Here is a 25,274-nt window from a genome sequence, read left to right as displayed (position 1 = left end):
GATCAGTAACTTATTGTCTGTTCGACTTATTTTTCCTCACTATGCCAGTAATCAGCGTAAAAATCGTCACCGACACATCGCATTTTGCATTTACACATTTAAATTTATAAATATAATGAACCACACCTTTTGTCGCAGAAGAATGCTTTATCATGAAAAACAACACTCTCTTTAGCCCGCTCTCCCTCGGTGGCATGACATTACGCAACCGCGTAATCTTACCGCCACTCACCCGTTGTCGCAGTGAACAGCCGGGGAATGTGCCTGGCCCGCTGATGATTGAATATTACCGTCAACGCGCCAGCGCCGGGCTGTTGATCACCGAAGGCACGCAGATTGAACCTCGAGGTCAGGGCTATGCCTGGACGCCGGGCATTCACAGCGACGCCCAGGTTGAAGGCTGGAAAAAAGTGACGGACGCCGTCCACCAGCAAGGCGGTGTGATTTTCTGCCAGCTGTGGCACGTTGGGCGCGTGTCGCACACCTCGCTTCAGCCGAATCAACAACCGCCAGTGGCTCCCTCGGCTATCGCGGCAACGAACGTGCGTGTCTTTATTGAAACCGCACCCGGTGAAGGCATGCTAACCGCCCCAAGCCAGCCGCGCGAGCTGAGTACAGCAGAGGTCAAAGAATTGATCGAACTCTACCGCCAGGCCGCTATTAATGCTAAACGCGCTGGCTTCGACGGCGTGGAACTCCATGCGGCGAACGGTTATCTCATCAATCAGTTTGTTTCCGAGCACACCAACCAGCGTACGGACGAATACGGCGGCAGTCTGACAAACCGCCTGCGCTTTTTAAAAGAAGTCACCGATGCGGTGAGTGATGTATTTGGCAGCCAGCGCGTCGGCGTGCGTTTCTCGCCGCTGTTCACCACTACCGACGAAGACAGGGTTTATCTCGGCCTGGTTGAATCTGATCCACATGAAACCTGGACTACCGCTGCTCGTCTGCTGAACGATGCCGGCGTGGGTTATCTCTCCATTGCAGAAGCGGACTGGAACAACAGCCCGGAGCTACCGGAAGACTTCCGCGCCGCGCTACGTGTGGCATTCCGCAACCCGATAATGTATGCGGGCCGCTACACGGCAGAAAAAGCACAACGCATGCTGGATAACCACTGGGGCGATATGTTTGGTTTTGGCCGCCCGTTTATCGCCAACCCTGACCTTCCGGCGCGTCTGAAAAACGGCTTCCCACTGAATGCTGTTGATGAATCATCCATGTATGGTGGCGGCAGTAACGGGTATACTGATTACCCGGTTTATTCCTGAACAGAGTAATGAGGTCGCATGACACCTGAAAACGCCATGAAGTTACTGTCGAATCCCACGCGCGTTGCCATTTTGAAGTGGCTGAAAAACCCGCACGAGTCATTCGCCGAGTACAGCCAACTTTATGACTATGATGTCTATGGTGTCTGCGCCAGCCTGATTCAGGACAAAGCCGGTCTCTCGCAGCCTGCCACTTCCCTGTGCCTGAAGGCGATGCAGGAAGCAGGCTTGCTGGAGGCCAGCAAAGTGGGAAAATGGACCTACTATCGGCGCGTTGAGTCCGGCATTGATACCATGGCCCACAACGTCGCTGAGTTTCTGGAACACCTCTGAACCTTCCGGGCGACACCGCGTCGCCCATTTTGCTTCGTCGCTGTATAGACACCACCTAGCCCAACCGCTAGCATTCCATAACTATTCTTATCGCAATGTGACGCTACCATTATGAATAATGATATCAGATCGCTGGATCTCAATCTGTTAAAGGCGCTCGACGCATTGATTGACGAAGGCAGCGTCACCCGCGCCGCGCAACGGCTTTCTCTGACACAACCCGCCGTCAGCGGTATGTTGACGCGCTTACGCGACTATTTTGGCGATCCGCTGTTTGTTCGCGCGCAGCGTGGTATGGTGCCGACGGCACGAGCCCGCGAGCTTGCCGCGCCGGTGAAGCAGATCCTGACCGATATCTCTATTCTGCTGAAGCCCGCCCATTTCAACCCACTGAGCGCGGAAATGACCTATTCAATTATGGCCACCGATTACGCGTTAAAAGCGGTGATAGTGCCGCTGATGAATGCGCTAAAAAAACGCGCACCGGGTATCCGCGTCGCCGTGCGTCCGGTTGATGATGAACGGCTGTTTTCCCTGCTGGAGCGTGGCGATGTTGACCTGGCGCTGGTCACGCCTGCAACAACACCCGGCGATCTTCACGGACGTGCGCTGTATGAGGAAGAGTACGTTTGCATGATGCGCGCCGATCATCCTGTCGCCGTCTCGGGCTCACTTAGTCTCGACGAGTTTTGCGACCAGGAACACATTCTTGTCTCCTCAGAAGGCGGTTTCTGGGGCGTGACGGACGAGGCGCTGGCGAAGCTTGGCCGCACGCGGCATGTCGGCATGTCCGTAAACAGCTTCCTTGTATTGCCAGAGATTTTGCGGATGACGGATATGATTGCCGTCGTGCCCCGCCGCCTCGCCTTACAGCATGAACACTTGACGCTTATGCCACCACCGCTGGACGTGCCCGGATTCACCAAAAGTATGGCCTGGCACGAACGCAGCCATCGCGATCCTGCGCATCAATGGCTCCGCGCACTGTGTGTCGAGGTAAGCCAAAAAGCGACTTCCTGATATAAGTTATCTTATGCATAACATTGCGATTGCTAATTTGTCTTATAAGTGAATCTACCGATAATACCTTCATACCGCTGAGATGTAAGTGCTCAACGCCATTGACACGATTTGAGGAGATACACAATGAACGCGATTAACTGGCCAGACGGTTTTGTTCCGGGCTTCACCGATAACTTCGTCTCGAACGAAATGATTATTGCCGGGCTTAGCGTCAGCGACATTTGGCCACTCCTGAACCAACCTTTCCTCTGGCCAGACTATTACAAAAATTCCGCCGACGTTCGTTTCTACGATAACAAAGGGCCGGAACTGGAACTCGGCGTCCGTTTTTACTTCAGCACTTTCGGCTTCCCGGTGGAATCGCAGGTAGTGGAACACGTTCCCGCAGCGGATGGACAACCGGCACGTATCGCCTGGCATGGCTGGTCTGGTGATGAAAATGCACCTGATCGTCTCGATGTTCATCACGCGTGGCTGCTGGAAGACTTGCCGGGAAACCGCGTGCGCATTCTTACCCAGGAAACGCAGAACGGCCAGCCCGCAAAAGAGCTCGCCGCCACGCGCCCCAACCCAATGCTCAACGGACATCAGGAGTGGCTGGATGGACTGGTTGCCGCGGCGATAAGTGCGAAGAAAGCGTGATGATTACGCGTCAGGCGCCTCGCCCCTGACGCGGGTAATTTATGGTCTGGAGGTAGTGATAAAGTGCCGCACTTTTGGCGGCTCATCGCCCGTGTGATATTGCAGCAGTTCTGCCTGAATATCCGCATCGGCCTTCGACACCCTTCTGTGCTGGCGCAAATGTTCAGCCCAGGACTCCACCATAAACCACTCCAGCAAAATGCGAGGGTTGGCTGAATCTTCGGTGATCCCCCAGTTATAGGCACCATCCCGTCGCCGCTCATAAGCCAGGTTATAAATGGCTTTCAGGAAAGGCGCACGATGCTGCGGATCAACATGATATTCAATCTGAATCAATACCGGCCCACGATCGTGCTCTACCACCTCTGCCGTCAGCGGCTCGGGCCAATGGTTAGAGGGCAGCAGATCTGATTCCCCTTTTGGCAGGCGCAGGCGATAACTGACAACACCAATAACAATGATACCAATAGCACCGATAAACAACGTTTCCTGCACGCCTGCCGATTGCGCCAGCGCCCCCCAGGCCAGGCTGCCCGCCGTCATCGCCCCATTAAAGACGGTCAGGTAGACCGCCAGCGAACGCCCGCGAACCCAGTTCGGCAAAATTGACTGCGCAACACCGTTGAATGTGGTCAACGCAATAATCCAGCCACAGCCCAGCACCACCAGCGCCACTACGGCGAGCCATTGTGGGGGCGCAATTGACAGCAGCGCCATCACCGAAGCGGTAATCACTGACGCCAGTAAAAGCAGGCCATCCGCGCTGCATTTTTGCCGTAATTTAGGTAATAGAAACGCGCCAGCAATCGCCCCTACCCCGACCGCCCCCAGCAAAATCCCGTAGAAACCCGCATCACCGCCCAGCACACGGCGCGCAACCAGCGGCAGCAACGCCCAAACAGAGCTACAAAATGCAAAGAACAGAAACGTGCGCAGCAGCACGACGTGCAGCTCACGGCTCGCCATGGTGTAACGCAACCCGGCACGAAAGGCGCCGAGAAATTTCTCCGCCAGCTCATCGCTATCGGTTTTCGCTCTTTTCCACCACAGTAATGCCGTAATCACAAACAGATAACTGATTACGTCCACGCCATAAGTGACTGATGTACCAAAAGTTGCCAGCACAATCCCGCCCAGCGCCGGGCCAATGGCGCGCGCGATGTTGATGCCCAGCGAGTTCAGCGCGACGGCATCGCGCAAATCCTGCTTTTTCACCAGTTCAGGCACAATCGCCTGCCAGGTCGGCCCCATTAACGCCGCGCCAACCCCGCCCACAAAGGTCAACGCCACCAGCGAAAGAATGGTTTGCAGCCCCGTTGCGGAAAGCAATAACAGGCAAATACTGACGCTTGCCATCAATATCTGAATGCCAATTAAGAATTTACGGCGATCAAGAATATCTGAGAGTACGCCGGCAGGGATGGCGAGCAGAAACACCGGCAGCGTCGCAGCGGCCTGAACCATCGCCACGGCCAGCGGTGAAGAAGAGAGATCGGTCACGAGCCATGAGCTGGCAATATCGCGTGCGAAAGAGCCTATATTGCCAATTATTGTTGCTACCCACAGAACTGCGAATACAGTCTGGCGTAATGGGCCAAAGCCGCTGGAGGCGGTGGTGGTCATTATTCATCCTCAACAAAAGGTTGTGGATTAAATTTAGCCCAACGGCATATGTATTACACGTAATAGTGATGAAAGCGCCCCGAATATTTATCCGGGGCGTGCTGGGCATTTAACGGAAATCAAGCTTCGAAGAGGGATAACGTTCGACAGGCTGCGGAACTACGCCCTTTAGCTGATCGCGATAAAAGTGCAAACGCTGTTGGAAGTGCTCTGACATTTCTAACGGCATATTACCCACGACAGCGCGTGCACACAGGCCACGTTGTTCATACTCCATTTTCGCAACGGTAAAGGCGATAAAATCTACGTTAGTTTTCATAGACTTTGGACAAAACTCAAACATATAAGCTCCTTTATTGTTTGTTTTCTCCACCCGACATTCTGTCGGTTTTTTAAGCATAGCCTGATTTCTGACCGTTGCGTTAAATACACCCTCAACAAGTGCGGTTACTTACCCATGTTTTAATTTATGCAGATATCTATACGCAGGCTTCAGGCCATGCGAATAGCCGATAATTAATCTTTTTACACTGCTCATGCATCAAATCAGCTTATCAACTGCCTGCCAGGAAAGCGGCTCAACGTCGTTGTCGAGTCATTACTTTTTCGCCTTTCAGTTATTTCATAACGATGAAAGTCACATGGCATTTATATTTTGACGGTAGCGCTTAGCGGTAGTTGTTACTGCAACTGAAATAGAGGACAGGAAACAATTGTCAGCGTATGAGGATTAATCCGGTTTTAAGCCGATACGGAATCTACGTAAGGCGTGCACCCTTTTTTTTGCTAATACTGACATAAAGCAAAGAGGCAACGGGTTGAAGATTTTTTGTGGGGATTATCTCAATGCGAGATGAGTCACTGAAAATTGATGCGGTAAGTGCTTGAATAGTGGCGGAGAGAGGGGGATTTGAACCCCCGGTAGAGTTGCCCCTACTCCGGTTTTCGAGACCGGTCCGTTCAGCCGCTCCGGCATCTCTCCGTTTTGATGGTTGCCATGATGCCAGGTTATTTGGCATTTTAACAGACCCAGTCTCTTCAATTGCGTTCAAGTGACGAGTTTGCGAGCAAAATGATGATTAAATGGCCCTGGAAGGCAGATGAGTCTGCTGAAACAACCGACATCCCGTGGGAACAGGCGTTTTCCGTCCCACTTTTAGCCAATCTCAGCATAGATGAACAGGCCAAACTCCGCGTGCTTGCCGAACGTTTTTTACAGCAAAAGCGACTGGTTCCTCTGCAGGGGCTCATACTGGAGCCCATCACCCAGGCACGCATTGCACTGCTATTTTGCCTGCCGGTGATGGAACTGGGGCTTGAGTGGCTTGATGGCTTCCATGAAGTGCTTATCTACCCTGCCCCCTTCGTGGTTGATGACGAATGGGAAGATGATATTGGTCTGGTGCATAATCAACGCGTGGTGCAGTCTGGTCAAAGCTGGCAGCAAGGGCCCATCGTTCTTAACTGGCTCGATATCCAGGACTCCTTCGACGCATCCGGCTTTAATCTGGTTATCCATGAAGTCGCCCATAAACTGGATACCCGCAACGGCGATCGCGCCAGCGGTATTCCATTAATTCCGCTGCGGGAAGTCGCAGGCTGGGAGCACGATCTCCATGCGGCGATGGATAATATTCAGGACGAGATTGATTTAGTGGGTGAAAGTGCCGCCAGCATTGATGCTTATGCGGCAACCGATCCGGCAGAGTGTTTCGCCGTGCTGTCCGAGTATTTTTTCAGCGCTCCCGAACTTTTCGCCCCGCGCTTCCCCGCGCTGTGGCAGCGTTTTTGCCTGTTCTACCGCCAGGATCCGCTCGCGCGCATGCGAGATAACGGCACACAGGAAGATATTTCACCTGTAGTTCACTAAAACAACAGTTTGCACTAAATTCACGCAATTGAATCAAACAGTTAAATTTAGTGTTGACACAAATTTTCGGGGCCAGTAGTATTCGCCCCGTTCACACGATTCCTCTGTAGTTCAGTCGGTAGAACGGCGGACTGTTAATCCGTATGTCACTGGTTCGAGTCCAGTCAGAGGAGCCAAATTTAGAAAAGCCCGCTTATTGCGGGCTTTTTGCTTTTTCAGATTTGATAATCCAGCGCCAGCTCATCAGGCTCCATCGCCTGCCGCTTAATTTCCTCCAGCGACAACCCAGCGTTACAGAGTTCGATAAAACGCCAGACATAGTTACGCTGCAACTGCCCGCGTTTCAGGCCAAGCCATACCGTGTTAGCATCAAACAGATGATGTGTATCCAGACGCACCAGTTTTCCCGACTCCTGTGCATCCCCTGACTGCTCAGCCACCAGCCCAATACCCAAGCCCAACTCAACGTAAGTTTTGATAACGTCTGAGTCCTGCGCGCTGAGTACGATATCCGGCAACAACCCTTTACGGTTGAAGGCTTCATCTATACGCGAACGCCCGGTTATCCCCTGTCGGTAAGTAATCAGCGGCCAGCGCGCGATAGCTTCCAGCGTGAGTGGCGTGATTTGCGTTAAAGGGTGGTCATAAGGAACCAGCACGTTGTGGTGCCAACGGAACCATGGGAATGCCACCAGCGTGCTGTCATTACTTAATCGTTCACTGGCAATGCCGATATCCGCGCCGCCATTGTGCAGTAGCGCTTCGATTTCCTGCGGCGTTCCCTGCACCAGCTCCAGACGCACATCCGGGAATATTTCACGAAAGGCTTTAATCACTGGAGGCAAGCTATAGCGCGCCTGTGTATGGGTGGTTGCGACGGTCAGAACGCCGGAACCCTCGTTAGTGAAAAGATCGGCAAGACGACGAACGTTACTTGCCTCATTCAGAATACGTTCCGCAATCACCAATAACGCTTTACCCGGCTCGGTCATCCCAAGCAATCGCTTTCCGCGGCGGATGAAGATCTCAATCCCCAGTTCTTCCTCCAGCTCACGGATATGACGGCTGACACCCGATTGCGATGTATAGAGCATATTGGCAACTTCAGTCAGGTTGTAATCCTGCCTTGCTGCTTCACGAATTATTTTTAGTTGCTGGAAGTTCACCTTCCCCTCCGGGTCAAACAGACATTGCACTATTGTTAAAGTCTGTCGCGTCCGCTAACAAATAATAAAAACCAGCAACTTATTACTTAAAAGAATATACGTTAGCTTACCAACTGCAATTCGCGATTATCCAGCGCCGGGCGACTGACCAACGATATCAAGATTTCTTTCACCGCCTGCGCCTGTGGAGAGAGCGATCCGCGAGCGGACATATTCAGCGATAGCGGCAGACTCATTGATGGCGTGGTGATCCGTGCCATCCAGCCATTGGCCGCCTGTGACAGCGTGCGCGCGGCTGATTCTGGTAAAACGGTGACGCCCATTCCGCTGGCAATCGCCGCCGTCAGCGTAGAAATAGATTCTATCTCACCAATGATTTTGGCCGTCAAACGACGCAGCGAAAATGCTTCATCCACCCGTGCGCGGACTGCGCTGTAGTCGCGCGGCAGGAACAGATTCATTTCAGCAACCGCCGTTAAATCGATACTCTGCCCCGGACACTCACGCGTGCCGACCAGATAGAGATCTTCTTTCAGCAACGGCTGACTGTTAACACCTGCCACGGGAGAGCGGTCGTAAAGTACCGCCATATCCAGCTGGCCGCTCAGCAGTTTGTCGTTCAACGCCGCGCCGCTGTTTTCATGAAGATAAATCAGCACTTCCGGCAACTCGTTACGCACGGCTTGCAATAGCGGCATGGTGATAGACGATGCCGCGGTACCCGGCGCCAGACCAATGGAGACCGGGCCGCTTAACGTTTGCCCGACATTATTCACCGCCAGTTGCGCCTGTTCACACTGGCGCAGTATCGTCCGCGCATGGGTATAAAGAACCTTCCCCGCTTCCGTTGGCGTGACGCCGCGCTTGGTGCGGATCAGCAATTGCTGGTCAAGCTCCCCCTCAAGGGTGGCAACCTGCTGGCTCAGTGCGGGCTGTGCGATATGTAACACTTCAGCGGCCTGGGTCAGGCTACCGATATCGACGATTTTCACAAAGTACTTCAGCCGTCTTAAGTTCATTTTGCCTCCTGTACTGCCAACAATGGCGTTTAGATATCAGAGGAGTTGCAAGATGCTTGCCAGCTTTTAAGACAGGACGCCACACGCCCGTAACAAGCCTTTCTAATCGATAAGCCCATTTTTCCTCGCTGTCAGAGGATGTCGATCTGCCCCATTTGGGGTAAATTCGCACCAGCCCGGTGCAAAGCAGCGAAAAAAGAGCCATTCACCTGCGAATTGCTGAAATTGTCAGCAAACGAACGCAAAGTGGAGAGACACCCTTTGACAAGCCAGAGTCACCCCGTTAATATGCGCCCCGTTCACACGATTCCTCTGTAGTTCAGTCGGTAGAACGGCGGACTGTTAATCCGTATGTCACTGGTTCGAGTCCAGTCAGAGGAGCCAAATTTAGAAAAGCCCGCTTATTGCGGGCTTTTTGCTTTTCTGCGGTGGGTATGTGTTACGTGTCAGAACACGGTTGTCTGCCAATTCTCTTTAAAATGCGCCGTAACGTTACTTCAAACTCATTCATATTAATGTGGTCAATATCTTTACCCACCACAATGTTCTCTGCAATGTCCTGCATCGTCGGCCAGCGGGTTTTATACTCCGCGTAAACAGCAATCGCCGGCGTATTATAAGCACTGGCCATATGCAGTATTGATGTGTCCGGTGTGATAGCCAGAAAAGCGTCTTTAATAATGGTCGCCGAGCGCATCAGTGAGGGGGGCAATGATAATCGATAAACATGAGCGCACGCTTCGGTGAGTTTTTCCGCACTCTCAATACCTTTGGGGCTATGCACAATGACAATCGGCATTTCGCATTCCCGTTGAATTATCGCAATAAGATTGTACGCAACAGAGTATGAAAATGTTCTCGCCGCGATGCTGCCTTCAAAATTCAGAGCGATATAGGGCCCCAGCACACTCGTCTCACGGCGCACTTCTGTGATGGTCTCAGTGCTTAGCGGGAATTCATATCTCGCAGCAACAGCAGGGAAACCCGCATCTCTCATTAACGTCGCCCAGGTCATCGGGACAGGTGCGCGCAGGTGTTGGTCCATTCTGCAGGCTATCTTACATAACGGCGAGTAGCATTTCTGGGTGAGCCCCACGACCTGAAAATTCATGCCAGCTTTTAGCTTGCGGATAAAAACCATGGTTTTGAGGTTCTTTTTACGCATTGCCTCAATGCAGAGATCGGGTGTGCCATATTGCTCTTTTATCGTCTTCGCGACCTGCTTTATTTCAGCAATTGTGGCGTGATCCTGCATCGTCATTGTCATGACAGTTAATTTTGTGTGGGTTAACGTTAAAGCCTCAAATACGGGTTTATTCAGTGTGGATGACACAATTAACAGATGGCTTATTGGCTGTTGTTCCAGCGCGCGAATAAGAGGATAAATCGCCATGGCATCCCCAATCTGATCGGGAATGTGAATAACAACAAAATTGATATCATCAATGTGAATGTTTTTAGCGTGATAATCGTAAAAATTAAACAGGCTATTCCTGAACAGTGTTAGCAGTTGCATTGAATCGCGACGACTCCCTGTCGAATGAAATATCATGTTTCGCCGCAGTCTATCAGATCCCATTCCATCGACTTGATGGTTCTGCGCATCGTTTTGTGACTCATTCTGTAAAAATGAATAATTTTACTGCGCAACCAAGTGTAATTTTATCGTTACAGTAAAATTCAGCACATAAAACCATTCCCCTGACACCTCTGACGCGGTAGTCTCATAAACACCAGTTATACACTGGCGCAATGTGTACAATTTTATTTACGAATATAAGAAAAAAAACGGTACAGACAGGATAACTATGGACTCCACCCTCACCTCCACGCGCCTCCAGGAGAAAACACCTTCACTTAGCCGCGCACGACGCGCCGCGCTCGGCAGCTTTGCCGGAGCCGTGGTCGATTGGTACGATTTTCTGCTTTATGGCATTACCGCCGCACTGGTCTTCAATCGGGAATTCTTTCCGCAGGTGAGCCCGGCGATGGGCACGCTTGCCGCGTTCGCGACCTTCGGCGTCGGATTTCTGTTTCGCCCGCTCGGCGGGGTGATCTTTGGTCATTTCGGCGATCGTCTTGGCCGTAAACGGATGCTGATGCTGACTGTCTGGATGATGGGCGGTGCAACGGCATTGATTGGCCTGCTACCTTCCTTTGCTTCGGCAGGATGGTGGGCACCCACGTTGCTGGTCACCCTGCGCGCCATTCAGGGATTTGCCGTCGGCGGGGAATGGGGTGGCGCGGCACTGCTCTCGGTAGAGAGCGCGCCAGAGAATAAAAAAGCATTCTACAGCAGTGGTGTGCAGGTGGGCTATGGTGTGGGTTTGCTGCTCTCCACCGGGCTGGTATCGCTTATCAGCATGCTCACCACTGACGAACAGTTCCTGAGCTGGGGCTGGCGCATTCCTTTCCTGTTTAGCATCCTTCTGGTGCTGGGCGCGTTATGGATCCGTAATGGTATGGAAGAGTCCGCGGAGTTTGAACAACAGCAGCAAACGCCACCGGTAAAACAACGCCTGCCGGTGATGGAAGCGCTTGTTCGTCATCCCGGCGCTTTCCTGAAGATTATCGGTTTACGCCTGTGTGAACTGTTAACCATGTACATTGTCACTGCCTTCGCGCTTAACTACTCGACGCAGAATCTCGGGCTGCCGCGCGAACTTTTTCTCAACATTGGCCTGCTGGTCGGGGGCGTGAGCTGTCTGACAATCCCCTTCTTTGCCTGGCTCGCCGATCGCTTTGGCCGACGCCGCGTCTACATTATTGGTGCATTAACCGGCACGATTAGCGCTTTCCCGTTCTTTATGGCGCTGGAAGCACAATCCCTTTTCTGGATAGTGTTCTTCGCCATCATGCTGGCTAACGTCGCGCATGACATGGTGGTATGCGTTCAGCAACCGATGTTCACCGGGATGTTTGGCGCAGGCTACCGTTACAGCGGCGCTGGCGTCGGTTATCAGGTCGCAAGCGTTGTTGGCGGAGGATTCACACCGTTCATCGCCGCAGCGCTGGTCACCTTCTCGGGTGGCGATTGGCACAGCGTGGCCATTTATCTGTTGGCAGGCTGCCTGATATCCGCCGCCACTGCCCTGCTGATGAAGGATAAGCCGCAGGCCTGAGCATCTTGCTTAAAGGTTAATCAGTTGTGACAAAGGCGTCTTCTGACGCTTTTGTTTCATCTGAGGCTGACATACTATCGAAAAACGCCGCAGACCTGACACAAGGAGCGAAGGATGAATACTACAAGCGCGAGCCTGACGCCTGAACAAGCCCTGGAAAAACTTCAGGCACTGTATGACCAGTCGGTCACCGCCCTGCGTAATGCCATTTCCGTGTACATTGACAATCATTCGCTGCCTGATGCCAAAGCACGCGCCGATGGGCTTTTTGTCTACCCACAGCTCTCGGTTTCATGGAGTGGAAACGCCCACAAAGCACAGAAAACGCGCGCCTTTGGCCGCTTCACCCACTCCGGGTGTTACACCACGACCATCACACATCCCACGTTGTTCCGTCCTTACCTGCTGGAACAGCTTACGCTGCTGCATGAAGATTATGATGCGCACATTGAGGTGGGATTGTCGCAGCATGAGATCCCTTATCCGTACGTAATCGACGGCTTGATGCTCGACCGCTCTATGAGCGCTGACCTGACGCGCTTTTTCCCTACGACTGAACTGGCTCAGATTGGTGATGAAACGGCGGATGGCATTTTCCATCCCACCGAGTTCTATCCGCTTTCGCACTTTGACGCGCGTCGTGTGGACTTCTCGCTCGCCCGCCTGCGTCACTACACCGGCACGCCGGTAGAACATTTCCAGCCTTTTGTGTTGTTCACCAACTACACCCGTTATGTGGATGAGTTTGTTCGTTGGGGTTGTAGCCAGATTCTCGACCCGGAAAGCCCGTACATCGCGCTCTCCTGCGCCGGGGGGATTTGGATTACGGCAGAAACGGAAGCGCCGGAGCAGGCGATTTCCGATTTGGCCTGGAAAAAACATCAGATGCCAGCGTGGCATCTCATCACCGCTGACGGCCAGGGAATCACGCTGATTAACATCGGCGTAGGCCCGTCGAACGCCAAAAACATTTGCGATCACCTTGCGGTGCTGCGCCCGGATGTCTGGCTGATGATCGGCCACTGCGGCGGCCTGCGCGAAAGCCAGACCATCGGCGACTACGTGCTGGCTCACGCTTATCTGCGCGACGACCACGTGCTGGATGCGGTGCTGCCGCCCGATATTCCCATCCCGAGCATTGCCGAAGTGCAACGCGCGCTTTATGACGCCACCAAGCAGGTCAGCGGCATGCCTGGCGAAGAGGTAAAACAACGTCTGCGCACCGGCACCGTGGTGACGACGGATGACAGGAACTGGGAGTTGCGCTATTCAGCCTCCGCGCTGCGATTTAACCTCAGCCGCGCCGTGGCGATTGATATGGAAAGCGCCACTATCGCCGCCCAGGGTTATCGCTTCCGCGTACCTTACGGCACCCTGCTGTGCGTCTCCGACAAACCACTGCATGGCGAAATTAAACTGCCGGGTCAGGCAAACCGTTTCTATGAAGGGGCGATTTCTGAGCATTTGCAGATAGGCATTCGCGCAATTGACCTGCTGCGTGCCGAAGGTGACAAACTGCATTCGCGTAAGCTAAGAACCTTTAACGAGCCACCATTCCGGTGAGAAGACAGCAAACGGGCCGCCATGGCCCGTTTTTTTTTGGAATCTCACTCGCAATGGCTGCGCCCTCTTTCTGCAAAACATCGAATTCCCGGAACCGCTATTCCACGCTTAACTTTTGATGGATGCCTTCCCGGTTACATCGTTGCATACTGCCAACATAGCATTGCACCTATATAGTTTTTGACCTATATTATTCGGGAGGCTGTGTGTGGTTAATTAAAACAACGGATACGTTCGATCGCTGGTTTATCTCGCTGGGCGACATAGACCGTGCCAGCGTACTCGCTGGTATGATGGTGCTTAGAGTGAAAGGCCCAATGTTACCTCGCCCATGGGCCGATACGCTTAAAGGTTCCCGCTATCGCAACATGAAGGAACTTCGTGTTCAAAGCCAGGGAGATCCCATCCGTGCCTTTTTCGCTTTCGACCCGCATCGCTCAGCCATTCTGCTTTGTGCAGGTAAGAAAACGGGTAATGACAAACAATTCTATGATGAGATGCTGCCGATCGCCGAACGAGAATATAAGCACCATCTGACAAAGCTTAACGATGAGGAAAATCAACATGGGCAGAACGCTGGAACAACTGCTAAAGGATGAAAAAACCGAAGTAGTTCAACAGGCAGAAGCAATGGCAGAGGAGATGTTGCTTAATATCCACCTCGCGGAATTGCGAGAAAAGGTCAAGAAGACGCAGATGGAGATCGCTGAAACACTGGGTGTAAAGCAGCCGACAATCGCGGGAATGGAAAAACCCGGGCGAGATCTAAAACTTTCTACGCTCAAGCGCTATGTAGAAGCCGCTGGCGGGAAATTACGCCTGGATATCGAGCTCCCGGATGGTTCCCATTATGGTTTTGCACTGTAAACGCAGAAAAGCAAAAAGCCCGCTAAAAAGCGGGCTTTTCTAAATTTGGCTCCTCTGACTGGACTCGAACTTCATCTATATCTCCTGTTATTAGTGGTTTTGTTGAAGTGATATGATTTTTTACCATCATATTTACCAACATTTTTAATCTCGTATCGATATAATGTCAATTATATTCAATTGGTTATGACAACACACTTTGCTGAACTTCACTGAACTATCTTGAAATTTGGACTGGTTGTTCCGCTGCTTTCCCTGCTCTATTGAATAGATTACTGCCACCAAATCCGATATGTTTACTCATAACATATCAAAGAGATAAGTAAAGCCAGAAGGATATCTCATGACCAAAGCAGAGATCGCGAGCGCTGTTAATGAATGGTTCAACATTGAAAACTACAGCGTCCTGCAAAAATTGACAGTGGAACAGCTTTTCCAAGAGATAGAGAACAGGATTGTCGCCTATCGTATGGAACAAAACCGGGCTGAGCTGTCTCCTGAAAATCTTCGCAGGCATCAGAAATATTACGAAGAGCTGATTGAAGGCAAGGTCGTGTTTGGTGATGTTTTCGGGGGGCCAGAAAAAAGACTGTCTTCCAGCTATGCCATCAAGCCTGTCACACACCAAGGGCTGTGGGAGGTGGCGGGTTATGTTGCTGCTTTCGATAAATACGTAAACCCGGAAGGAAAACCCCTACCACATATGGAAGTCTCGCACTATCTGAAGGAAGCCGGGGTAAACAACGAAGGGCTGATGCTGGTTCAAATTAATCTGGCAGAAACGTCATCCGAAGAAATCATCAATCACCTGAAAGTCATGGTTCCTGAGTGGAAACAGCAGCTTCAGGCTCCTGAGCCTCCAGCCAGAGATTTTCGCTTTGGGGTCAGCAACCTTAAAAAAATACTCGATTACAACATTATCCCAATCATGGACCTGCTGTTCTGGGCGCAGGATGAAGAGGTCAGGATTGGTATGCCACAACTGACCAGCTTTATCTACCCAGACGAGTTTAAAGATGGCATTCGTGACGTTGAGAAAATGAAGTCTACAGACCATCCACTGGCAGTCAAGTATCTGACAAAGCTTGCTCACTATCAGTCTTTTGTCGATTTTACATACAGATACGACGACAGAAGACATTGGAAGGTTCAGGATCTCATCACTGACGAACTCGGCGAGGACTAACATTCCCGGAGGCGGTGTGTTGCGCAATGCAGATATCGCCTACATTCACTGAACCTGAACATACCCTATTTTATTCCCTTTCAAAAATTTGCGTAAAAAACTACTTCCTGAACATCCCTCTTAAATCACAAGAAAAACCCCTACAATTATCTCATCGAAACAATACAGGAGATAAATATGGTTCAAATCGTAGAAAATAAACAACACCGCCTTATTCGTTTACCAGAAGTAAAAAGAAGAACAGGTTTTGGAAAGACATGGATTTATACGCTTATTAAAGCTGGTCGCTTTCCATCGCAGGTTAAAACGGGTTTAAGGTCTATTGCCTTTATTGAAAGTGAGATTGATGCATGGATTGAGAAAATCATTTCTGATTCACGCCCTGTATCTGAATAACAAATATTCTAATAACAACAAGAGGAAATAAAATGAATAGTAATGAAACTAAAAGTATCAAAGAGTCATCTACCAATATTTTTACTGCTATGGCGAAGAATCTTTATATCTCAGGAATACGTATATATAAAGAACAAGAAGAACTTGAGGTGTTAGCAGCTATTATGTTGGATAGCGATAGAACGGAATCGTATCTTTTACATGTTAAAGATTATCTGGCAAAACGCTTTGATGAACACATGAAAGAAGAGAGTAAAAGAGAAAGACTGATTTATGTTGATATGGATAAGGTTATGCATGAAATGAGATATGTTCATACTCAAGCATTACTTTTTAGTATGAGCTAATAACACCGTGTTCTGCCCCGTAAGGGGCTAATAAAAAAACAATGAATAAAATAAGCATTTAACTATGAGGGTATAAATATGTCTAAAGAAAAAACAAGTATTAATAAATCAACCGAACTGTTCTATGAGCTTGCTTGCAGATCGTTTGCCGCAAGCTGGAATATGTTCATGGAAGTTAATGGCGATGGTGACGCCAATGATTATTTGGATGACCCGGATTTTATGAGTCCATTTATTATTCATGTGATAGACCATATTCAGAACAACTTTGAAAGATTCACTAAACAAGAGGGAAATCATGGTGATATTAATCAAGTTAACTTTGAAGTGGTTGCTGCCATGTTAGTTGAGTATTCAGACGACTTTAGAAAGTAATATTCATTCTTGCCCCGCAAGGGGCTAACCACAAAAAATAAGAGGAAATATAAATGGTAAACAATAACGAACAAAGTTCTATGACAAATAAAATATCTATAGTAGTAAGTATGCTGTGCGAAGGAACCCCGAAAGTAAAGAATACTATTCAAGAAAGTCTTGATGTGTTTATTGCTCTGAGCGGGTATTCAGTAGAAGAAATGATAGGAGATAAAAACTTAGTAGATGCATTAAATCGACATATCAATAACGATTTAGTCGATGAGTTAGGTCTAGAATACGGTTCTGTCATCATCAATGTCGTTTATAACAACTAACCATTAACATAATAAAAGGATTAAAGATGAAAGAGATTATATTAAATAAAAATGAAAAAGAACTAAACGAACTTATTGCCAATATCTTGCAAGGATACTGTGAAGAAATATATACCATTTATGAAAAACATCCTGAAACAGCAATCGATATTTTGAAGGATGGCTTCATGTCAAGCGTCATATATGATGTTTTGATAACTCGTGAGATGAAAAAATGCTCTATCAAAAATGATGTATCTGATATAAATAGAAGGGATTTAAAAGCCGCTATCTTGTATTGGCATCAAGAACACATCATTGAACTTGTTTCAAAGAATATAAATCAGGATGAAAATCAAGATCCTGTTTATTGGAAGCTAAAAGTGACAGTTGTTTGATCTTAAATATTATGATTATTCCCTCGAAAGAGGGAAATAACATGAATGATAAAACTAAGAGGTATAATATGATTGATGAATTCCACGTTATGTATATGTATAGAAAAATCCAAGCTGAAGCGGCTACTACAGATATCAAAACACTGGAACAGCTTTTGAAGAAGTTCCGCCAAGTTGTCACGGAGCGCCGGGAAGAATACTATCAGGAGATTGGTGAGAAAAAGGCTCAGAAATTGAGAGCCAAGAGATTACAACAGTTGATTGAGAAAATGGGGCGTGATCGTGTATCACCGGTGGATCTCATTGACTGGCAATAGCCAGTCATAATATTGTATCTTCATCAAGCAACGGAAGTGTCTATGGGCTGGGAACTTCATATAATAAGAACAGAAAATTGGTTCGATAGCGCAAGCAATCCAATCAGTAGTGAGGAATGGCTCCAGCTTGCTGATGATGATAAAGAACTATCAATAGATCGCAAGAATGGAGAGTTTTTTGCTATATGGAGTGGTCAAAGTGAACACAATGAACCTTGGCTTGACTGGAATGATGGAAGGATTTCGACTAAGCATCCAGACGAGGCGCTTTATTGTATGATGTTGCAGATAGCTGATAAGTTAAATGCTGTAGTTGTTGATGAGGATGACCATAAATATTTACTATCAAGCGATCTGATGAATCCGTCATGGGGTAACTCATCATCTACTGATAAAAAAACTTCTTTATAGGGCCGGTTAATGTCAAAGCTAAAATAATATTTTTATAGTGTGTTCCAGATATATTATCAATATCTTCTTTATTATCATTCATTACTATAATCATTACGTTGCCGAATGGTAACTGCATGATGTATTATTAAGTTCATTAAAGATTAAGTAAGGCTGAAGGAAGCAAAGATGACATCTATAGATAAAAGATTCCTTGATTTTATTAGATCTAAGAAAAACAATATAGTATTAGATGATATCAAGGAAGATTTCAAGAAGAATGATGGTACTAACTCTAAGATGGCAGACTACTTGTTATTTAATAGAGAGGTTATTTTAGAACAAAAATTACTTACAAATGACAGAACTGATTTGATTAATGAAAAACTTAATGAGTTAGCCAAGACTGATGAATGGCTGAAAAAATATTGGTTTGGCAGTGTTCATATAGAGGAATTGATTCAAAAGCACCCTGATTCAGATGATTTCAGAAAAAAGATAATGGATTATGCTTATAGAAATATAAAAGATCTTGTAGCAACAGCCAATAGGCAGATTAGATCAACAAAACAATCTTTAAATATTCCTAATGCAGTCGGTGGACTTGTTATTCTTAATGAAACAATAATGCCCTATGAATCAGAGAATGTAATGACAGAACTTAATTTTCTTGTTGAAAATCCTCATTATAAACATATTGATTTCGTTCTATATATATCAGAAACACGCAGAGAAACAAATAATATGATCGATATGTCAGCAATGATAAAAAGTGGTTCTGCCAGATATGAGTTTGTAAATTGGTATATAAGAAATGTTTTCTCATTTGATTTTTCTTCATTTTTTAATCACCCTATACAGTTTTTATAGTAGGGTGGGTGTTTTTATCCTTCAAGTAATAGGTTTTCATAAAGGTCAAGCGATCACCATTAAACATATAGTCCGGGTTAATAAAGTAATAGTTCTGTATCATGGTCTCTGCGATAAACTTCTTGTCAGCAAGTTCTTTCATACCTTTGAAATACGTTGTTCTTGATATTTTTACGACATCTTGATCAACAATATCGTATGACATCAAAATAGTATCAGTGTCCTTATTATCCCTGATAGCAAGGTAAAGAATATTGAAAACTTTTTTACCAGATGAAGAGAGTCCTTCAATAGCGGATACGCCATCAACATAAAGTTTCACGAACTGTGTTTTATCAACCTCCATAGCCTGAAAGAAACCGCCATTACCAACTTGTTCTCCAGTATTTTCATTTACTAATGCTAATCGATCTTTTCCTGTTGTAATACGTCTGACTCCTGTTTTAGTATGTAGGTTCGTATCATTAAGAAAAGGGTTTTTCTCGTGGCGTGGAAGACCTCTTCTTGATTTCTTTATTTCTTTTTTATCTGCTTGTGTATTATCTTCTATCATTATATTTATTCCTTTATTTTTTTAGTTATCTGCAAATTAAATACTATATATTTCCTACAAGTCAATACTTAAAGTGTATATTTTTTCAGAAAAATAATACTCTAGGTATTATATTCGGATACTTGAAGTTCGGAAGTTTATAGAAATATAATACTTCATTATTTTTATTTGAGAATAGTTCTCAACATAAGTACCGAGATTCGGGACTTTAACTCCCGGATGTCGGTACTTCGTTTTAAGCTATGACTGGCCTGAGAGCATTTTTCTTCTTCATTATTAAATTAGCGAAGCTGAGAACAACTATGCAAAGTAAACTTTTTGGTGCAGTTTTAATTTTTATTACATTGGTTTCTTTCCTGCAACTAACCAATGTTATAAGTTGTTTTCATTTTTCTTGAATTTATATTTCAGCGAAGTGATTGTTTCATACAATCACGAAGCGCTGAATGATTGTGACTAAGTATTAAAATATTACTTCTACTTTATTAGCGGCTAAAACCGAAATTCTCTATGGATAAATCCATCACTAACAGCGGCAAGCCCTGTTCCAGCAATGTGATTGTTTTGAACAATCACTAAGTGCTGCTTCTTTGAATATAGTTTTCCTATACGTTTAAGAGCAAATGCTATATGTTGAAGATAACATACCATGTTCAAAATAGGAGCAATTTTGTTGTTTTTTGATGGAATGATCTGGAAAAGATCTTTCCATTTTTTACTATCAATATTAATAAGTCACCTCATCAAGATAAAAATACATATTTCAGAGTTAGGGCGTAGCCGTGCTTCAGCACATGAGCGTTAGCTCATAGATGGTAGATATTTTCAAAAAAAAGATTTTAATGAAATAGAAAGGAAAGCTTCGCAATATAAAACAACTTGTACTCAAAAACAGCTAATCATTTTTAATGTTGAAACCCCATATGGCGATCATAAAAATCGCCCGGTTTCTTTTAATCCTCTTAAGTATTATCTCTTACTTCTTGCAAAATTAAATTAATAAATAATCAGACTGTAGCCCTTGTTGTATAAGACTTATAACGAAAATAGGCGACTGACTGTACGGTCAGTGTTCTTGACTCTATAGCCAGTATTCCTGACTGCACGGTGAGCTTTCCTGACTTTGCAGTCAGTTTCTATGTCATTTTAAGCTTAAAAACGACAGTGCTTTAAAGTATCGTCACTGGAATAGTTGCGATTTTGAAAATATTTTCGCAAAAAAATATGCAAAAAACTTGATATCTTTTTTGTGCATGGTATTTAATTTATTATAAATAAAACAACAAGAGGTAATAATGAAATGAATGAAATAGACGTTGACTTAGATTTAGGGTTAAATCCTTTTTGCTTTGAGACAGAGCTAAAGATTGAAACACGAAAGAAAAATCTGACCGTTTCAAGAGGCACAGAACTTATCGAAAAGAAAGATACAGGTAAAAGCTACTTCGCCAATATCGTGCATACACAAGAGGTCGATAAAGAAGAGTTCATTAAACTCTATACCTCTCAGATAAAAGCATATTTTGATCTCACGAAAACAGCATACAAAGTGTTTTTCATATTTTTACGAATATATCAGGATGCGATAGGCAAAGATCATTTCTACCTGAGCTGTAAAAAGGCAATGTCTCTTGCGGAAAAGATAGATCACTTTGTTTTGTCTGAATCTATCTTTTACAGAGGTATCAAAGAACTCATCGAAAAACGTATTATTGCTAAAACCAATGAGAAAAACTGGTATTTCATAAACCCTGCTATTGTCTTCAATGGTGATCGTGCTCGCTTTGTATCAGAGATTATAAAAAAGAAAGAAGCAATGGAAGAACAACCCGAAAGCATAGTCGTCAATGGCGGTGGCAATAGCATACTTAAAGATAAAAACAGGTCAATTGAAGCAGTTATACAAGAAGTTAATAACCAAGATGAGATAGATTTGTTAATCGCAAGATTGCAGGCTAAAAAGTCTCAAGGGTTAGTGAAGAGTGAAAGTATAAATGAAATCCCTTCTGTAGAGAACACAAGTCTTGTGCCACCAGAAGAACCGTTAGATTGGGATAATATTTAGTGATCCATTAACGCGACTTCTCTGAACTTTTTATACACATATATTCATATTTTAAACGTTGGAATGTGGAAGGTGAAATCCTTATTAAATTAAAAGAAGCCAGATAAACTGGCCTCTTCAGAGTATTGTAATAAATTTTTTGGAGTAATCATTTATTTACTTTTAAACAGTAATCAAAAATAAAGTCATTGTCAAATTAAATGATCGTTCTCTTGATTAATTCTATTTTATTTAATATATATTAATAAGGCATTGTATTTTTATTTAATCACAAGAAGAAAATATGGTGAATAAAATGTAATAAATTAAAGGAGTATCAAATGAATAAACTTAATAAAAATAAATGGCGAACAAATGTCTGTGTCCGCATTTTCAAAATAATCCTTCCCGCAACAATATTAATTTCAGCAACCACAGCTAATGCAGCAGTCTGTAGCCCGGATGTCAGCTCATCATTAAAACAAGCGCAATATAACGCAATGAAGCAGGATGCGGCTCAGTTAGAGCCGGTAGCGAAGAATTTCATGGATAACATCAATCAGTCACTTGAGACGATTGGTTGTACGGACGCTTGGCCTGTGGGTAACCTCGGCATCAGCCTGCCATCTGTGGATTCAATAATTAAAAAAACGAAGGAAGCAGCAATAAGTAAAGCCTGTTCGATTGCGAGGGAAAAAGTAAGTCAACTGACCGGAAGTATATCCGAAAGCATTTCTATTGATATGCCCGTGATTGGGAATATCGCAAATGGAAGTGTTTCTACAGGAACTGGCTCTTCATCAGGATCGGGAGCAACAGTCAACGGAAACGATGTCTGGAGCAGCATCAGTAATTCAATGAAGTAAGAGGCAAAGGAATGTAATGATGATAAATATAAAGAAAAAAGAAGTATCGATATTATTAGTAATATTAGCTTGCCTGTTATTAACTCAGTCAGCTTATGCCGCAGATTTATTTACCGTCCCGGAGACAGACAAATCAAAGCTGTGGTTTCTGGATATCTTATTCCCGGACAATTTAGCGGAAAGTCCCTTAGCCAGCACAATGACAATCCTTAACAGCGCCGTTTTGCTGATTGGTGGTATTTTAGCTGCCTACACGCTGATTGCCGGAACCATGTCAACGGCACATGACGGAGAAATGCTGGGTAAGAAATGGTCTTCCATGTGGTTGCCCGTAAGAACTGCATTAGGCACGGCAATGATACTCCCGGCAGCAGGTGGTTTCTGTGCCGCTCAGGTTATGGTGCTGTGGATGATTAATCAGGGAGTAGGTCTGGCGGATACCGTCTGGAATACTTACGCCTCTAACCCCTCAGATGGAGCAGTTATCACAACATCAGCGTCTTATCAGGAACTTGACCGTATAGCGAAAACTGCGTTTATCAATAACGTCTGTATGTTGAAGGCGGGTGAATTATGGAAGAAATCAGCAGCAGCCGATCCCTTCCCGCACGTCACGCCTGCGTTTGAAATGACGCCGGAGAAAGGTGCCTATTTATACACATACAGTTATGGGGCCAGCAATGCCGGTAATGATATGAATAAAAATTTACTGGTATCCAAGGCTGCATGTGGAAGCATCACGCTTACAGACCCCAAGGCCAAAGCTTCTTATGATGAACAGGCTAAAGCTCAGGCTACCATTGCTGCTGGCGGCATGTATATGGCTTATATGCCACAGGATATAAAGACGAATATTTCAGATGTTATTGAGGCACACAATGCCGCATTCATCGGTCTTGATAACAGTATGAAAACGCTGGCTGAACAGTATGTGGCCGATAATAATATTGATATTCAGACCGGAATAAACAGCGCAACAGCCTCATATGTATCCATTATTGATACTGCAGTACGAACAGTTTTCTCCACTGGCGACCAGTGGGATGATTTCAAAGAGAATGTCCAGAAAGACGGATGGTTTATGGCTGGCGCATGGAGTATGAAACTGATCCGTGTGCAGGATGCGATTAATGGAGCAGCTCATAATCTTCCTGTAGCTGGGCAAGCGACAATGGAATACGGCGATATATTCGATAACAGTCTGAACGCAATTATGGCAAAAGTAGCTCAGGATATGGCGAAATCGACGACAGCTTCAAGATATGCGAATGGTATTGATGCGCAAAGCCGAACAGAAGCCAATACCAGTGGTAAAAGTGGCGCAGGTCCTAAAACGGATGATGCCGGGAAAATTGTTTCCTCTCTTCAGAGTGAAGCCAATAAGAGTATTTCTGGTGCAATGGCGGGTTTTCTCAGCTCCAGCGTTATCAATGGCAGAAAACAAGGAAAAATTGTCTCATTTTCAACCGACACAACTGCTGCCAATTTACAGGCGATAAACCCGTTATTAGCCGTTAAAGGACTTGGGGATACAATCAGTGCCGCTGGCTGGACGTTATTAGGAAGTTCTGCGGTTGTTGGCGCAGGTCTTGGCGCATGGACCTCTTGGACGTCAAGCTGGGTATCAGGTGCATTTGGCGCTATGGGGATTGTTATGCCACTGGTTATCCCATTATGGATAGCTGGCGATACTTTAGCCGTTGTTATTCCTATGTTGCCTTACGTCATGTGGTTTGGTGTTTGCGTCGGCTGGATGATCCTGTGCCTTGAAGCAATGGTCGCAGCACCATTATGGGTAATAACACATTTACATCCAGACGGTGATGGCGTAGTGGGTCGTGGTGGCGCTGGTTATGGTCTGGTTTTATCGTTAACCATGCGACCAGCGCTAATGATAACAGGATTAATAGCAGCCTATACGATGCTCCCTATCCTTGGTGGGATCGTCAACGAAACATTCTCCGGCGCTTTTGGCATGATGTCAGCCAATGCCGGGATAGGTATCATCGAGTCACTGGCTCTCATTGCTGTTTATATTGCAATGATGTTCACGGTAGTGAAGAAATCACTTTCACTGATTCACATCATCCCTGATGAAATTATGAAGTGGCTTGGTGTTCATGGTGGTCAGAGCATGTCGGGTTACGCACAGTCGGCATCAAAAGGTGTTGAAGGTGCTATGTTTACCAAAACCGTGTTGGATCAGGTTTCCCATACCTCAAATGCGATGGGTAATCAGATCAGGAATGCGCAAATTAACAAAGACCGTGAACAGCAACGTGAGCTTCAACAACAGCAACAGGCTCAACAGGGGAAAGCACTGGCGGCTAATAAAGCCAATGATACGGGATCTGCATTCAGAACTCATATGAGTAATGCTGGCCCACTTGATCAGCAGGATGAATATCAGTCTCTTGAAAGTGCTAACTCGGCTTACAATGCAGCTGAGGCAGCAGATGCTATTGGTGATACAGCAGGCGCAGCAGGTTATATGAATGTAGCTCAAAAGGCTGCTAACAGAGCGGTATCGTTTGGTGAACATAACAGACCGTTGCTGCCTGTAAGTTTACAGGCCCAAGCTTCACCAATTGAAAGCTTTAAGGCTCCAGAGAAAGGGAGCGGTAGTGGATCTTCCGGTGGTAGTTCATCATCAAAAGAAGGTAATGATGGAATGTGATATTAAGAGGGCTTCGGTCCTCTTTCTAACTGATTATTATCTGCAATGAAACTCACT

At 46.3% G+C, this 25,274-nt stretch carries 27 protein-coding genes and 3 tRNA genes; 23 read left to right on the top strand and 7 right to left on the bottom strand.

All coding sequences use genetic code 11. The features are described from left to right. Nucleotides 1-152: 152 nt before the first annotated feature. From ACOXYR_RS07190 to ACOXYR_RS07175, 4 genes are all read left to right on the top strand, one after another. Complete coding sequence (locus tag ACOXYR_RS07190; protein ID WP_113857168.1) at nucleotides 153-1,274, top strand: alkene reductase; 1,122 nt, start codon at nucleotides 153-155, stop codon at nucleotides 1,272-1,274. 18 nt (nucleotides 1,275-1,292) lie between these two features. Next, nucleotides 1,293-1,607 (top strand): ArsR/SmtB family transcription factor, encoded by a 315-nt coding sequence (locus ACOXYR_RS07185; RefSeq protein WP_113857169.1) that lies wholly within the window; start codon nucleotides 1,293-1,295, stop codon nucleotides 1,605-1,607. Between the two features lie 111 nt (nucleotides 1,608-1,718). Then, on the top strand, nucleotides 1,719-2,627 hold the full coding sequence (locus ACOXYR_RS07180) for a LysR family transcriptional regulator (protein WP_421356428.1): 909 nt from the start codon (nucleotides 1,719-1,721) through the stop codon (nucleotides 2,625-2,627). 126 nt (nucleotides 2,628-2,753) lie between these two features. Further along, nucleotides 2,754-3,272 carry an SRPBCC family protein gene (locus ACOXYR_RS07175; RefSeq protein ID WP_350436364.1) on the top strand — a complete coding sequence of 173 codons (519 nt, stop codon included), beginning with the start codon at nucleotides 2,754-2,756 and terminating at the stop codon, nucleotides 3,270-3,272. A gap of 39 nt (nucleotides 3,273-3,311) precedes the next feature. On the opposite strand, the gene ACOXYR_RS07170 is transcribed toward ACOXYR_RS07175, so the two are convergent. The 3 genes from ACOXYR_RS07170 to ACOXYR_RS07160 form a co-directional block, all read right to left on the bottom strand. Then, on the bottom strand, nucleotides 3,312-4,895 hold the full coding sequence (locus tag ACOXYR_RS07170) for an MFS transporter (RefSeq protein WP_189622878.1): 1,584 nt from the start codon (nucleotides 4,893-4,895) through the stop codon (nucleotides 3,312-3,314). Between the two features lie 109 nt (nucleotides 4,896-5,004). Beyond that, nucleotides 5,005-5,295: a hypothetical protein gene (locus tag ACOXYR_RS07165; RefSeq protein ID WP_421356429.1), complete on the bottom strand. Its 291-nt coding sequence runs from the start codon at nucleotides 5,293-5,295 to the stop codon at nucleotides 5,005-5,007. 492 nt (nucleotides 5,296-5,787) lie between these two features. Then, nucleotides 5,788-5,877: transfer RNA gene (locus tag ACOXYR_RS07160), tRNA-Ser, on the bottom strand. A 90-nt stretch (nucleotides 5,878-5,967) separates the two neighbouring features. Between ACOXYR_RS07160 and mtfA the strand changes: the two genes are divergently transcribed. Both mtfA and ACOXYR_RS07150 read left to right on the top strand, forming a co-directional pair. After that, the gene (gene mtfA, locus ACOXYR_RS07155; protein WP_421356430.1) at nucleotides 5,968-6,765 is read left to right on the top strand and encodes a DgsA anti-repressor MtfA; all 798 of its coding nucleotides are present in this window, start codon (nucleotides 5,968-5,970) and stop codon (nucleotides 6,763-6,765) included. A 100-nt stretch (nucleotides 6,766-6,865) separates the two neighbouring features. Further along, a tRNA-Asn gene (locus ACOXYR_RS07150) sits at nucleotides 6,866-6,941 on the top strand. Between the two features lie 39 nt (nucleotides 6,942-6,980). On the opposite strand, the gene cbl is transcribed toward ACOXYR_RS07150, so the two are convergent. Together cbl and nac are read right to left on the bottom strand one after the other, a co-directional pair. Beyond that, nucleotides 6,981-7,931 carry an HTH-type transcriptional regulator Cbl gene (cbl, locus tag ACOXYR_RS07145; protein ID WP_189622876.1) on the bottom strand — a complete coding sequence of 317 codons (951 nt, stop codon included), beginning with the start codon at nucleotides 7,929-7,931 and terminating at the stop codon, nucleotides 6,981-6,983. A gap of 101 nt (nucleotides 7,932-8,032) precedes the next feature. Continuing rightward, nucleotides 8,033-8,950 carry a nitrogen assimilation transcriptional regulator NAC gene (gene nac / locus ACOXYR_RS07140; protein ID WP_350436361.1) on the bottom strand — a complete coding sequence of 306 codons (918 nt, stop codon included), beginning with the start codon at nucleotides 8,948-8,950 and terminating at the stop codon, nucleotides 8,033-8,035. A 308-nt stretch (nucleotides 8,951-9,258) separates the two neighbouring features. Between nac and ACOXYR_RS07135 the strand changes: the two genes are divergently transcribed. Next, nucleotides 9,259-9,334 (top strand) — tRNA-Asn (locus ACOXYR_RS07135). A 55-nt stretch (nucleotides 9,335-9,389) separates the two neighbouring features. On the opposite strand, the gene ACOXYR_RS07130 is transcribed toward ACOXYR_RS07135, so the two are convergent. Next, nucleotides 9,390-10,466, bottom strand: coding sequence for a glycosyltransferase family 9 protein (locus ACOXYR_RS07130; RefSeq protein ID WP_421356431.1), 1,077 nt, complete (start codon nucleotides 10,464-10,466; stop codon nucleotides 9,390-9,392). Between the two features lie 292 nt (nucleotides 10,467-10,758). On the opposite strand from ACOXYR_RS07130, the gene shiA reads away from it, so the two are divergent. The 13 genes from shiA to ACOXYR_RS07065 all read left to right on the top strand — a co-directional run bounded on the left by shiA (nucleotide 10,759) and on the right by ACOXYR_RS07065 (nucleotide 19,077). Continuing rightward, nucleotides 10,759-12,072 (top strand): shikimate transporter, encoded by a 1,314-nt coding sequence (gene shiA, locus ACOXYR_RS07125; protein ID WP_108475192.1) that lies wholly within the window; start codon nucleotides 10,759-10,761, stop codon nucleotides 12,070-12,072. Nucleotides 12,073-12,186: 114 nt separating this feature from the next. Beyond that, a complete protein-coding gene (locus ACOXYR_RS07120; protein WP_108475191.1) occupies nucleotides 12,187-13,635 on the top strand; it encodes an AMP nucleosidase in 1,449 nt (482 codons plus the stop codon). A 206-nt stretch (nucleotides 13,636-13,841) separates the two neighbouring features. Continuing rightward, on the top strand, nucleotides 13,842-14,234 hold the full coding sequence (locus ACOXYR_RS07115) for a type II toxin-antitoxin system RelE/ParE family toxin (protein ID WP_407731265.1): 393 nt from the start codon (nucleotides 13,842-13,844) through the stop codon (nucleotides 14,232-14,234). Then, nucleotides 14,200-14,502, top strand: a complete 303-nt coding sequence (locus ACOXYR_RS07110) for a helix-turn-helix domain-containing protein (protein ID WP_350436358.1) — start codon at nucleotides 14,200-14,202, stop codon at nucleotides 14,500-14,502. Before ACOXYR_RS07115 ends, ACOXYR_RS07110 begins: the two co-directional genes overlap by 35 nt. Before the next feature lie 343 nt (nucleotides 14,503-14,845). Further along, the gene (locus ACOXYR_RS07105; RefSeq protein WP_070612301.1) at nucleotides 14,846-15,688 is read left to right on the top strand and encodes a DUF6387 family protein; all 843 of its coding nucleotides are present in this window, start codon (nucleotides 14,846-14,848) and stop codon (nucleotides 15,686-15,688) included. A gap of 177 nt (nucleotides 15,689-15,865) precedes the next feature. Beyond that, nucleotides 15,866-16,084, top strand: coding sequence for a helix-turn-helix transcriptional regulator (locus ACOXYR_RS07100; protein ID WP_077270051.1), 219 nt, complete (start codon nucleotides 15,866-15,868; stop codon nucleotides 16,082-16,084). A gap of 32 nt (nucleotides 16,085-16,116) precedes the next feature. After that, nucleotides 16,117-16,431, top strand: a complete 315-nt coding sequence (locus ACOXYR_RS07095) for a hypothetical protein (protein ID WP_421356432.1) — start codon at nucleotides 16,117-16,119, stop codon at nucleotides 16,429-16,431. 78 nt (nucleotides 16,432-16,509) lie between these two features. After that, the gene (locus tag ACOXYR_RS07090) at nucleotides 16,510-16,806 is read left to right on the top strand and encodes a hypothetical protein (RefSeq protein ID WP_070612299.1); all 297 of its coding nucleotides are present in this window, start codon (nucleotides 16,510-16,512) and stop codon (nucleotides 16,804-16,806) included. An 80-nt stretch (nucleotides 16,807-16,886) separates the two neighbouring features. After that, nucleotides 16,887-17,123, top strand: a complete 237-nt coding sequence (locus ACOXYR_RS07085) for a hypothetical protein (protein WP_117070049.1) — start codon at nucleotides 16,887-16,889, stop codon at nucleotides 17,121-17,123. Between the two features lie 26 nt (nucleotides 17,124-17,149). Then, a complete protein-coding gene (locus ACOXYR_RS07080; protein ID WP_421356433.1) occupies nucleotides 17,150-17,500 on the top strand; it encodes a hypothetical protein in 351 nt (116 codons plus the stop codon). Nucleotides 17,501-17,568: 68 nt separating this feature from the next. Then, on the top strand, nucleotides 17,569-17,817 hold the full coding sequence (locus ACOXYR_RS07075; RefSeq protein ID WP_077270053.1) for an H-NS family histone-like protein: 249 nt from the start codon (nucleotides 17,569-17,571) through the stop codon (nucleotides 17,815-17,817). Between the two features lie 42 nt (nucleotides 17,818-17,859). Then, a complete protein-coding gene (locus tag ACOXYR_RS07070; RefSeq protein WP_421356434.1) occupies nucleotides 17,860-18,228 on the top strand; it encodes a hypothetical protein in 369 nt (122 codons plus the stop codon). A gap of 168 nt (nucleotides 18,229-18,396) precedes the next feature. Beyond that, nucleotides 18,397-19,077 (top strand): hypothetical protein, encoded by a 681-nt coding sequence (locus tag ACOXYR_RS07065; RefSeq protein WP_070612296.1) that lies wholly within the window; start codon nucleotides 18,397-18,399, stop codon nucleotides 19,075-19,077. Here the strand turns inward: ACOXYR_RS07065 and ACOXYR_RS07060 are convergent. After that, on the bottom strand, nucleotides 19,061-19,630 hold the full coding sequence (locus ACOXYR_RS07060) for a replication/maintenance protein RepL (protein WP_070612295.1): 570 nt from the start codon (nucleotides 19,628-19,630) through the stop codon (nucleotides 19,061-19,063). The two genes, ACOXYR_RS07065 and ACOXYR_RS07060, sit on opposite strands and share 17 nt — an antisense overlap. Before the next feature lie 1,300 nt (nucleotides 19,631-20,930). On the opposite strand from ACOXYR_RS07060, the gene ACOXYR_RS07055 reads away from it, so the two are divergent. The 3 genes from ACOXYR_RS07055 (at nucleotide 20,931) to ACOXYR_RS07045 (ending at nucleotide 25,217) form a co-directional block, all read left to right on the top strand. Then, nucleotides 20,931-21,695, top strand: a complete 765-nt coding sequence (locus tag ACOXYR_RS07055; protein ID WP_001002320.1) for a hypothetical protein — start codon at nucleotides 20,931-20,933, stop codon at nucleotides 21,693-21,695. A gap of 320 nt (nucleotides 21,696-22,015) precedes the next feature. Next, complete coding sequence (locus ACOXYR_RS07050) at nucleotides 22,016-22,540, top strand: hypothetical protein (protein WP_001037949.1); 525 nt, start codon at nucleotides 22,016-22,018, stop codon at nucleotides 22,538-22,540. A 16-nt stretch (nucleotides 22,541-22,556) separates the two neighbouring features. Continuing rightward, the gene (locus ACOXYR_RS07045; protein WP_070612294.1) at nucleotides 22,557-25,217 is read left to right on the top strand and encodes a DotA/TraY family protein; all 2,661 of its coding nucleotides are present in this window, start codon (nucleotides 22,557-22,559) and stop codon (nucleotides 25,215-25,217) included. Nucleotides 25,218-25,274 lie beyond the last annotated feature (57 nt).

This window comes from Pseudocitrobacter faecalis (assembly GCF_965231525.1).
GTDB lineage: Bacteria > Pseudomonadota > Gammaproteobacteria > Enterobacterales > Enterobacteriaceae > Pseudocitrobacter > Pseudocitrobacter faecalis.
Note: the sequence above shows the minus strand (reverse complement) of the source record. Positions and strands in the feature narration are given on the sequence as shown.

Coding starts and splice junctions, on each gene's coding strand:
- ACOXYR_RS07190 (WP_113857168.1), top strand. CDS start 153: ATGAAAAACAACACTCTCTTTAGCCCGCTCTCCCTCGGTGGCATGACA.
- ACOXYR_RS07185 (WP_113857169.1), top strand. CDS start 1,293: ATGACACCTGAAAACGCCATGAAGTTACTGTCGAATCCCACGCGCGTT.
- ACOXYR_RS07180 (WP_421356428.1), top strand. CDS start 1,719: ATGAATAATGATATCAGATCGCTGGATCTCAATCTGTTAAAGGCGCTC.
- ACOXYR_RS07175 (WP_350436364.1), top strand. CDS start 2,754: ATGAACGCGATTAACTGGCCAGACGGTTTTGTTCCGGGCTTCACCGAT.
- ACOXYR_RS07170 (WP_189622878.1), bottom strand. CDS start 4,895: ATGACCACCACCGCCTCCAGCGGCTTTGGCCCATTACGCCAGACTGTA.
- ACOXYR_RS07165 (WP_421356429.1), bottom strand. CDS start 5,295: ATGCTTAAAAAACCGACAGAATGTCGGGTGGAGAAAACAAACAATAAA.
- mtfA (WP_421356430.1), top strand. CDS start 5,968: ATGATGATTAAATGGCCCTGGAAGGCAGATGAGTCTGCTGAAACAACC.
- nac (WP_350436361.1), bottom strand. CDS start 8,950: ATGAACTTAAGACGGCTGAAGTACTTTGTGAAAATCGTCGATATCGGT.
- ACOXYR_RS07130 (WP_421356431.1), bottom strand. CDS start 10,466: ATGCAACTGCTAACACTGTTCAGGAATAGCCTGTTTAATTTTTACGAT.
- shiA (WP_108475192.1), top strand. CDS start 10,759: ATGGACTCCACCCTCACCTCCACGCGCCTCCAGGAGAAAACACCTTCA.
- ACOXYR_RS07120 (WP_108475191.1), top strand. CDS start 12,187: ATGAATACTACAAGCGCGAGCCTGACGCCTGAACAAGCCCTGGAAAAA.
- ACOXYR_RS07110 (WP_350436358.1), top strand. CDS start 14,200: ATGGGCAGAACGCTGGAACAACTGCTAAAGGATGAAAAAACCGAAGTA.
- ACOXYR_RS07105 (WP_070612301.1), top strand. CDS start 14,846: ATGACCAAAGCAGAGATCGCGAGCGCTGTTAATGAATGGTTCAACATT.
- ACOXYR_RS07100 (WP_077270051.1), top strand. CDS start 15,866: ATGGTTCAAATCGTAGAAAATAAACAACACCGCCTTATTCGTTTACCA.
- ACOXYR_RS07095 (WP_421356432.1), top strand. CDS start 16,117: ATGAATAGTAATGAAACTAAAAGTATCAAAGAGTCATCTACCAATATT.
- ACOXYR_RS07090 (WP_070612299.1), top strand. CDS start 16,510: ATGTCTAAAGAAAAAACAAGTATTAATAAATCAACCGAACTGTTCTAT.
- ACOXYR_RS07085 (WP_117070049.1), top strand. CDS start 16,887: ATGACAAATAAAATATCTATAGTAGTAAGTATGCTGTGCGAAGGAACC.
- ACOXYR_RS07080 (WP_421356433.1), top strand. CDS start 17,150: ATGAAAGAGATTATATTAAATAAAAATGAAAAAGAACTAAACGAACTT.
- ACOXYR_RS07075 (WP_077270053.1), top strand. CDS start 17,569: ATGATTGATGAATTCCACGTTATGTATATGTATAGAAAAATCCAAGCT.
- ACOXYR_RS07070 (WP_421356434.1), top strand. CDS start 17,860: ATGGGCTGGGAACTTCATATAATAAGAACAGAAAATTGGTTCGATAGC.
- ACOXYR_RS07065 (WP_070612296.1), top strand. CDS start 18,397: ATGACATCTATAGATAAAAGATTCCTTGATTTTATTAGATCTAAGAAA.
- ACOXYR_RS07060 (WP_070612295.1), bottom strand. CDS start 19,630: ATGATAGAAGATAATACACAAGCAGATAAAAAAGAAATAAAGAAATCA.
- ACOXYR_RS07055 (WP_001002320.1), top strand. CDS start 20,931: ATGAATGAAATAGACGTTGACTTAGATTTAGGGTTAAATCCTTTTTGC.
- ACOXYR_RS07050 (WP_001037949.1), top strand. CDS start 22,016: ATGAATAAACTTAATAAAAATAAATGGCGAACAAATGTCTGTGTCCGC.
- ACOXYR_RS07045 (WP_070612294.1), top strand. CDS start 22,557: ATGATGATAAATATAAAGAAAAAAGAAGTATCGATATTATTAGTAATA.